The organism is Alloalcanivorax venustensis ISO4, from assembly GCF_015356855.1.
In the GTDB taxonomy this organism is placed as follows: Bacteria; Pseudomonadota; Gammaproteobacteria; order Pseudomonadales; family Alcanivoracaceae; genus Alloalcanivorax; species Alloalcanivorax venustensis.
Genome location: NZ_ARXR01000009.1, coordinates 98,394 through 105,773, shown reverse-complemented (window position 1 = coordinate 105,773; position 7,380 = coordinate 98,394). Strand labels below are relative to the sequence as shown.

The 7,380-nt window shown below is 62.0% G+C and carries 12 protein-coding genes and 1 pseudogene; 9 read left to right on the top strand and 4 right to left on the bottom strand.

Annotation, left to right across the window (positions count from 1 at the left end; genetic code table 11):
• Positions 1 to 66 precede the first annotated feature (66 nt).
• The 8 genes and pseudogenes from ISO4_RS07860 to ISO4_RS07825 all read left to right on the top strand — a co-directional run bounded on the left by ISO4_RS07860 (position 67) and on the right by ISO4_RS07825 (position 4,046).
• Positions 67 to 297, top strand: coding sequence for a helix-turn-helix domain-containing protein (locus ISO4_RS07860; protein WP_194855798.1), 231 nt, complete (start codon positions 67 to 69; stop codon positions 295 to 297).
• A 64-nt stretch (positions 298 to 361) separates the two neighbouring features.
• Complete coding sequence (gene lldD / locus ISO4_RS07855; protein WP_194855797.1) at positions 362 to 1,498, top strand: FMN-dependent L-lactate dehydrogenase LldD; 1,137 nt, start codon at positions 362 to 364, stop codon at positions 1,496 to 1,498.
• Positions 1,499 to 1,564: 66 nt separating this feature from the next.
• Positions 1,565 to 1,858, top strand: a complete 294-nt coding sequence (locus tag ISO4_RS07850; RefSeq protein WP_194855796.1) for a BrnT family toxin — start codon at positions 1,565 to 1,567, stop codon at positions 1,856 to 1,858.
• Positions 1,851 to 2,060 (top strand): BrnA antitoxin family protein, encoded by a 210-nt coding sequence (locus ISO4_RS07845; protein WP_089031361.1) that lies wholly within the window; start codon positions 1,851 to 1,853, stop codon positions 2,058 to 2,060. Before ISO4_RS07850 ends, ISO4_RS07845 begins: the two co-directional genes overlap by 8 nt.
• Positions 2,061 to 2,218: 158 nt before the next feature.
• Complete coding sequence (locus ISO4_RS07840) at positions 2,219 to 2,596, top strand: hypothetical protein (protein WP_194855795.1); 378 nt, start codon at positions 2,219 to 2,221, stop codon at positions 2,594 to 2,596.
• An 8-nt stretch (positions 2,597 to 2,604) separates the two neighbouring features.
• Positions 2,605 to 3,234 (top strand): hypothetical protein, encoded by a 630-nt coding sequence (locus ISO4_RS07835; RefSeq protein WP_194855794.1) that lies wholly within the window; start codon positions 2,605 to 2,607, stop codon positions 3,232 to 3,234.
• Positions 3,233 to 3,644: pseudogene (locus ISO4_RS07830) on the top strand (alpha-hydroxy-acid oxidizing protein); the annotation flags it as partial. The gene ISO4_RS07835 and the pseudogene ISO4_RS07830, both read left to right, overlap by 2 nt.
• 87 nt (positions 3,645 to 3,731) lie before the next feature.
• On the top strand, positions 3,732 to 4,046 hold the full coding sequence (locus tag ISO4_RS07825) for a HigA family addiction module antitoxin (RefSeq protein ID WP_194855793.1): 315 nt from the start codon (positions 3,732 to 3,734) through the stop codon (positions 4,044 to 4,046).
• Between the two features lie 169 nt (positions 4,047 to 4,215).
• Here the strand turns inward: ISO4_RS07825 and ISO4_RS07820 are convergent, their stop codons facing one another.
• Positions 4,216 to 5,478, bottom strand: a complete 1,263-nt coding sequence (locus ISO4_RS07820; RefSeq protein ID WP_194855792.1) for a type II toxin-antitoxin system HipA family toxin — start codon at positions 5,476 to 5,478, stop codon at positions 4,216 to 4,218.
• Positions 5,468 to 5,833, bottom strand: a complete 366-nt coding sequence (locus ISO4_RS07815) for a helix-turn-helix domain-containing protein (protein ID WP_194855791.1) — start codon at positions 5,831 to 5,833, stop codon at positions 5,468 to 5,470. The genes ISO4_RS07820 and ISO4_RS07815 overlap by 11 nt, the downstream gene beginning before the upstream one ends.
• 138 nt (positions 5,834 to 5,971) lie before the next feature.
• Here ISO4_RS07815 and ISO4_RS16990 point away from each other — a divergent pair, with 138 nt between their 5' ends.
• On the top strand, positions 5,972 to 6,103 hold the full coding sequence (locus ISO4_RS16990) for an alpha-hydroxy-acid oxidizing protein (RefSeq protein WP_255442377.1): 132 nt from the start codon (positions 5,972 to 5,974) through the stop codon (positions 6,101 to 6,103).
• Between the two features lie 56 nt (positions 6,104 to 6,159).
• On the opposite strand, the gene ISO4_RS07805 is transcribed toward ISO4_RS16990, so the two are convergent.
• Complete coding sequence (locus ISO4_RS07805) at positions 6,160 to 6,717, bottom strand: TetR/AcrR family transcriptional regulator (protein WP_194855790.1); 558 nt, start codon at positions 6,715 to 6,717, stop codon at positions 6,160 to 6,162.
• A gap of 3 nt (positions 6,718 to 6,720) precedes the next feature.
• On the bottom strand, positions 6,721 to 7,185 hold the full coding sequence (locus tag ISO4_RS07800; RefSeq protein WP_194855789.1) for a nuclear transport factor 2 family protein: 465 nt from the start codon (positions 7,183 to 7,185) through the stop codon (positions 6,721 to 6,723).
• Positions 7,186 to 7,380: the final 195 nt, after the last annotated feature.

Below are 7,380 nucleotides of genomic sequence, written 5' to 3'. Positions count from 1 at the left end.
ATGTGCCAACTATGTTGACAGACTCCGTGTGTAGATTTATAGTCATCCATAAGAACAATTCGGAATATGACTACTCCCATTGATGACGCACAGAAAAAGCTGGGTTCCGTGATCCGAGAGCGTAGACGCGCTGCCGGTATTTCCCAGGAAGCCTTCGCCACCGAGGTCGGGATTCATCGCACCTATATTGGCGCGGTGGAGCGGGGCGAGCGCAATGTCTCCCTGGCGAACATCCTGCGTATCGCCAGGGCGTTGAACGTCTCCGCCGCCGAATTGTTCAATGAGGCCGGCCTTTAGTTCGCACGGGATTCAAAGGCTTTCTCTCCAAGCTTTCCTGTCGCCACCCCACCAGGAGACAACCATGATCATCTCCTCCACCCACGATTACCGCCTCGCCGCCAAACGCCGCCTGCCGCCGTTCCTGTTCCACTACATCGACGGGGGCGCGTACGACGAGCACACCCTGGGGCGCAATGTGGCAGATCTGCGCGATCTGGCGTTGCGGCAGCGGGTGTTGAAGGAAGTGGGGGAGGTGGATCTTTCGGCGCGGTTGTTCGGGGAGGCTGTGAGTCTGCCGGTGGCGCTGGCGCCGGTGGGGCTCACCGGGATGTACGCGCGGCGCGGCGAGGTGCAGGCGGCGCGGGCGGCGTCGTCGCGGGGCGTGCCGTTTACGTTGTCGTCGGTGTCGGTGTGTCCCATTGAGGAGGTGCAGCCGGCGATGACGCGGCCGATGTGGTTTCAGCTGTACGTGCTGCGCGACCGCGGTTTCATGAAGAACGCGCTGGAGCGGGCCTGGGCGGCGGGGGTGCGGACCCTGGTGTTCACGGTGGATATGCCGGTGCCGGGGGCGCGCTATCGCGATCGGCATTCGGGGATGTCCGGGCCGTTCGCGGCCTGGCGGCGGATGCTGCAGGCGGTGACGCATCCGCGCTGGGCGTGGGACGTGGGCCTGCGCGGGCGGCCGCACGATCTGGGCAATGTGTCGGCCTATCTGGGTCACCGCATCCACCTGGAGGATTACATCGGCTGGCTGGGCGAGAACTTCGATCCGGCCATCGGCTGGCGGGATCTGGAATGGATTCGGGAGTCCTGGAAGGGCTCCATGGTGCTCAAGGGCATTCTCGATCCGGAGGACGCCCGCGAGGCGGTGCGCTTCGGCGCGGACGGCATCGTGGTCTCTAACCACGGCGGGCGCCAGCTCGATGGCGTGCTGTCCTCGGCCCGGGCCCTGCCGGCCATCGCCGACGCCGCGCAGGGCGACCTGACGATCCTGGCGGATTACGGCGTCCGCTCCGGCCTGGACGGGGTGCGCCTGCTCGCCCTGGGCGCGGACGGCGTGCTGCTGGGCCGCGCCTTCGTCTACGCCCTGGCCGCCGCCGGCGAGCAGGGCGTGGCCCATGTGCTGGACCTGATCGCCAGCGAGATGAAGGTGGCGATGACGTTGACCGGGGCGCGGGCGGTTGGGGAGGTTTCGCGGGAGAGTTTGATGCGGGTGTGATGCCGGTAGCGAGTGGGTTTGGCACGCCTGCTTGACACAAACTACAGAATAACTACATTGTAATGCATGAGCCATTTGGAATTTGAATGGGACCCGCGAAAGGAAGCGTCCAATCAGCGCAAGCACGGCGTCTCGTTTCAGGAAGCCAAGACAGCGTTTACCGACGAGTTCGCCCGCGTCATTGGAGACCCGGACCATTCTACTGAGGAGGACCGGTTCATCCTTCTCGGCACGAGCATCCATTCGCGCCTGTTGGTGGTCTGTCATTGCGTCCGAGAGGCGGACACCATCCGCATCATCTCCGCCCGTAAGGCCAACAAGCGCGAGCGAACCACCTATGAGGAATGCCGCCATGCGTGACGACTACGATTTTTCCAAGTCCACCAAGAATCCCTACGCCAAGAAGCTCAAGAAGCAGGTCACGATCCGGCTTGATGAAGACACCATCGAGTACTTCAAGGACCTGGCGGAGAAGAAGGATCTGCCGTATCAGAGCCTGATCAACCTTTATTTGAGGGACTGCGCGCAGTCGCATAAAGACCTCAAGATTGAGTGGCAGTAGTCGAGCAGGGTTATAAAGTATGAAGGGCGCTATTGGTATGTGGGATAACCAAATCCGAGCTTCAGGCTTGGTTTTGAGAGGACATGCAGGGTGGTGAAATATGACCGCTTTGTCATCGGCTGACTGATTGGGTCTGGAAACAGGGTGCGCGAGGGGGTATGGACTGGGAATTATTGAATGGGGTAACCGGGCTGATCAGTGCCGTGTGTGCCATTATCAGTGTTGGTTATTTCAGCTTTCATAAGGAGAGCCCCGATAAAACCGGGCCGGAAGCGGTCTTGAGTCTTCCGAAACTGGCTTCATTCCTCGTGGCTTGCTCCGGTTGGGCGCTGTGCTGTTTGAGTTTTCTATGGGTCTTTGAACCTTTCGGGCGCTTTCCGTCAGACGCAGAATATCGACAGCTTTACGGCGTGATTCTGGCGTTTCCTGCCTATGTTCTCTTGAATTTTGGTATGGGTCTTTTGAGGTCGAATCAGAGTGATCAAGAGCCGGAGGATAGTGGGTCGGCCGCATCACAAAAGAATATTGATACGTAAGGAAAGCAATGCAGGGAGAATGGGTCAGGTCATTGCTGGGTGCTATTGAGAATGGCGAATGGTTGCTCGTTGCAGTCACTTTGTTTGTCGCTGCTCTGTCAGGGTTTTCTAGTATTGCCCGGTATATGATTAACCGTAGGAAAGTGCAAGTCGCGAATATCGAAGAAGCTTGGAGGTCGAAATATTGCGACGGGGAAAGTCAGGAAGCCTTGACGCGCCAAGCTGCCGCGGAATACTTTAATCTGGCTACAGGGATTCGACTGGAGAAAGAGCCTCGTGAAGCCTTGATGGCTATTTACAATCGTGCCGCGGGCAGAATGCCTTTTGTTCACTTTAAACGCGCTGCTCGATTGGCTCGTTACGAGAAAGACAAGTTGGATATCCACATAAGCCGCCTAGACTGGTTTCTTCTTTGGGTTGGTCTTCTTTTCGGTGGCAGTATGTCCGTTATTGGTATTCCTCTGATTCTGTTATTCATTGCAATAGTGGAGGATCCTTGGTCTCGTGTTTTGGGGGCTGGGTACATGATTGTTTCGGCTGTTGTTCTTTTACTGCAAGCGCTGCCCATCTGGTCGGCATATAGGGTAAAGAGGGAAATTGCCCGGCAGGCAGCGTGCTGCACGAAAGAATCCAAATGATGATGCCATGGTGCTCAAGGGCATTCTCGCCCCGGAGGACGCCCGCGAGGCGGTGCGGTTCGGCGCGGACGGCATCGTCGTCTCCAACCACGGCGGGCGCCAGCTCGATGGCGTGCTCTCCTCAGCCCGGGCCCTGCCGGCCATCGCCGACGCCGTGCAGGGCGACCTGACGATCCTGGCGGATTCCGGCGTCCGCTCCGGCCTGGACGTGGTGCGCCTGCTCGCCCTGGGCGCGGACGGCGTGCTGCTCGGCCGCGCCTTCGTCTACGCCCTCGCCGCCGCCGGCGAGCAGGGCGTGGCTCAATGTGCTGGACCTGATCGCCAGCGAGATGAAGGTGGCGATGACGCTCACCGGGGCCAGGGCGATTGGGGAGATTTCGCGGGAGAGTTTGGTGCGGGCGGGTGGCTGAGACCCGTTTGACAAGTGTCACGTGACAAAATACGGTCATCGGCATGATCTGGAGGTCTGCGATTACCACTGAAGTGAGGTGATGACAATGGCGATTTCCAATACCACCGGTATCCAGCGTAAGCCGACGCATCCCGGCGAAATGCTCCGAGAGGATTTCATGCCGGACTATGACCTGACGGTGGCAAAGCTTGCCGAGCGCCTCGGCGTGTCCCGGCAGTCGGTGAATGAGCTGTTGCGCGAGCGCCGCGCTGTCAGCCCGGAGATGGCGTTGCGGCTTGGGCGGTTGTTCGGCAATTCTCCGGAGTTCTGGCTTAACGCGCAGCGCGCTGTGGATTTATGGGCCGCGTCACGGTCAGTGCAAGAGGAAGTGTCGCGGATTAAGCCGCTGCATGCTGCGTAAGCTGCCATGCGTGACGACTACGATTTTTCCAAGTCAACGAAGAACCCCTACTCCAAGAAGCTGGCGGAGAAGAAGGACCTGCCGTAAAGCGACGGAGTATTTTGGGGGTCCAGGGTACAATTGGACGGCACCCCAGTATGCAATCAGACGCTCCTTTGGCCGTTAACGCCTAATCAAAAATCGAAGGCGAGAGAACCGTCGCCTTCGCCAGGTACTCGATATCCCCGGCTTCCATGCCCGCCGCTGAAAACAGCGCCTTCCAGTGTTTCTCCACCACCTGCTTCATGGCGTCGACGCATTCGGCGGCTTCATGTTCGTTCAGGCCAAACCGTTCCGCCTGGCTGAGGGCGTTGTTGAGCGTGGCCGCGCGGCCCTGGTGGCCGACCACCATTGCCAGGTCCGCCGAGTAGCCCAGCCTGGGCTGGGGGCAGATGTCGTAGCCGGGTGTTAGGTCGAGGGCGGTGCCGTCCCAGAAACAGGCGTGGTTGCGGGCGTGGTCGTCGGTGTTGCCGATCAGGATGTTGAAGACCATGCGCCGGAAGAGCTCCTGGCCGTCCTGTTCGAAGTCCCTGGCGTATTGGCGCAGGACGTCGGCCAACTCCAGGTAGCTGGCTTCGCCGGTGCGGACGGCGTATTCGTCCAGGTCCAGCAGGGTCATGGCGCTGAGCATGTGGCGGCGGGTTGGGTGGCCGGTCGCGTGGGTGTCGCGGTCGAAGCGGCGGACCAGCAGCACGTCCTTGCCGGAGACTTCCAGGACCCGGGTGTCCGCCACGTTCAGGCCGGCTTTGGCGGCGAGCCGCATGGCGCCGCTTTCCGCGGCGATCATGTTGAGGGTGTCCCGGCTTGAGCTGAATTTGGCGACCAGCCAGGATTTGCCGCGCCGGAACAGCACCTTGGGCCGGGCGCCGCCGATGCTGGTGCCGTGATTCAGGGCGGCGTCCAGGTCATCATCCAGTTCCTGGCCGCGTTCCATCCGTTCCGCCGCTTCCAGGGCGTCCGCCAGCGGGCGGATCGGCTTGGCGCGGGGCGCGTAGGCGTCCGGTCGGTCGGTGGCGTCCAGGGCGCCGATGCGGTCGGTGCCGGCGCCGAGCAGGTAATCAATCTCCCCGAGCTCGCCTTCGAGGCGGTAATGGGCCTCGTCGGTGGGGTCGAGGGTTTTCGCGATTTCCCGCTGGATGATGCGCCGCCCCCAGGCGTCCGGCGCCGCGTCGCGCACGGCACCGCTGAGCTCGTGGTCGAGGACGTAGGGCTCGCCGGTGAGCTCGCCCAGGGGGCGACCGGGGATCGAGAGCGGGATGGCATCCGGCCGGGCGAGGTAGCTTTTGCCGTAGCGGAACACGTACTCGGCGCCATTCCAGGCCACCACGCCGCACACCACCGGTTCCGCCTGCCCCGGCGGAAAGAGCCACAGGTAGGCGCGATCAGAAATCATTGTCGACGTCCTGCGGCCGGAACCGGCGCCGGCTGGCGGGGCGGCGCGCGCCGGCACGGCCCTCGGCGACGCGGTAATACCCCGTGGGGGCGGCGTGCCCGGGTTGCGGCAGGGTCGCCAGCAGGGGCAGGTCAAGCAGCCACAGCGCCGCCACCACCAGGCCGACGTCGACCTTCGGATCGCCTTTTTCCAGGGCGCTCACGTGCCGCCGGTCCACCTTGCCCAGGCGCGCGCCCAGGTCGGTCTGGGACCAGCCGCGCGCCTTGCGGGCCTCGGCGATCAGGGCGCCGGTGTCGCGCAGGGCATCGAGAACCTGGGCCTTCTGGAAAACGGGAGAATCGACTGTCCTGGGCATTTGATCATTAAACCGTACAAAATGGCGTTGAATGTACAGTATGGCGTTCCTTTTGATTCGTCAAGATGTTTTCTGCGCGTGATGTACTTATAGAAGTGCATCGTTCGACTTTTTGTACGCTTTAATGATCAAAAAGCAGTGGCCAGCGAGCGGGGTGTGGCGCATCTGCTGGACCTGGTCGCCAGCGAGATGGAGATGGCGATGACGCTCACCGGGGCGAGGGCAATTGGGGAGATTTCGCGGGAGAGTCTGGCGCGCGTGGGTGAGTGAGCCCTGACTAAGGATCAATTGGACGCAGCCTCACTATACAAATGGACGCGCCATGCTCACTTCTCCGTCATGGCTCTCAAACCGCTGATCACCCGCTCAAACAACCCCGCATCACGCCGCGCCCGGGCCAGGGTGATCGCGCCCTGTATCCCCGCCACCACCTGCTCGGCAATCGCGTCGGCGCGCTCCCCGTCGTGGCCCTGGCGGCCCAGGGCGTCGGCGAGCGCTTCGATCCAGCGTTCGAAATACGCGTTCACGGCGCTGGCGAATCGGTCCCGCGTGTCCGAGAGCGCAAAGGCGCCCACCAGGCACACCCGCTGCCCGGACTGAAAGTAGGCCGAGACCGCCTCCCACATGGCGTCGATGGCCGCTTGCGCGTCCGTCTCTGAACGGAGGGGAGCGAAGATTTCGCGCTCGAACCAGGCCTCGATGTTCTCCAGTACCGCCGCCGCCATCTCCGCCTTCCCGCCCGGGAAAAAGTGGTACAGGCTGCCGCGGCCCAGCCCGGTCTGTTTAGTGATGACCGACAGGCTGGCTCCTTCATAACCGTGCTCGCGGAAGGCCTCGCCCAGCAGGGGAAGCACGTCCGAGCGCTCCATGACCAGGCGCGCCATGGTTCAGAGCCCCAGATCGCTGAGCCCGGGATGGTCATCCGGACGGCGGCCCAGGGGCCAGTGGAACTTGCGCTCGGACTCCGCGATGGGCACATCGTTGATGGACGCGATCCGCCGCCGCATCAGGCCCTGGTTGTCGAACTCCCAGTTTTCGTTGCCGTAGGCCCGGAACCACTGCCCGCTGTCGTCGTGGTACTCATAGGCGAAGCGCACCGCGATGCGGTCGCCGCTCCAGGCCCAGACTTCCTTGATCAGGCGGTAGTCCAGCTCGCGATCCCACTTGCGACGCAGGAAGGCGACGATCTCCTCGCGGCCTTGCAGGAACTCCGCCCGGTTTCGCCAGAGGCTGTCTTCGGTGTAGGCCAGTGACACCTTTTCGGGGTCGCGGCTGTTCCAGGCGTCTTCCGCCATTCGCGCTTTCTGCGCGGCGGTGTCCTGTTCAAAGGGGGGAAGGGGTGGTCGGGCCATCTTGAATCTCCTGTTGTGTACCAATCGGAATATACTTGAACGATTGGTACAGAGCAAGATTTCGGGCTACCTCGGAAGCGCCTTTTGTGCTGGCGACCGAGGAGATGGCTGACACCGATCCTCTTGCTTCTCTGACAGCATCTGCCGTTTTCGCTGATTCTCCGTGGGGTCTTCCAGAGCGAGTATGGGGAAACC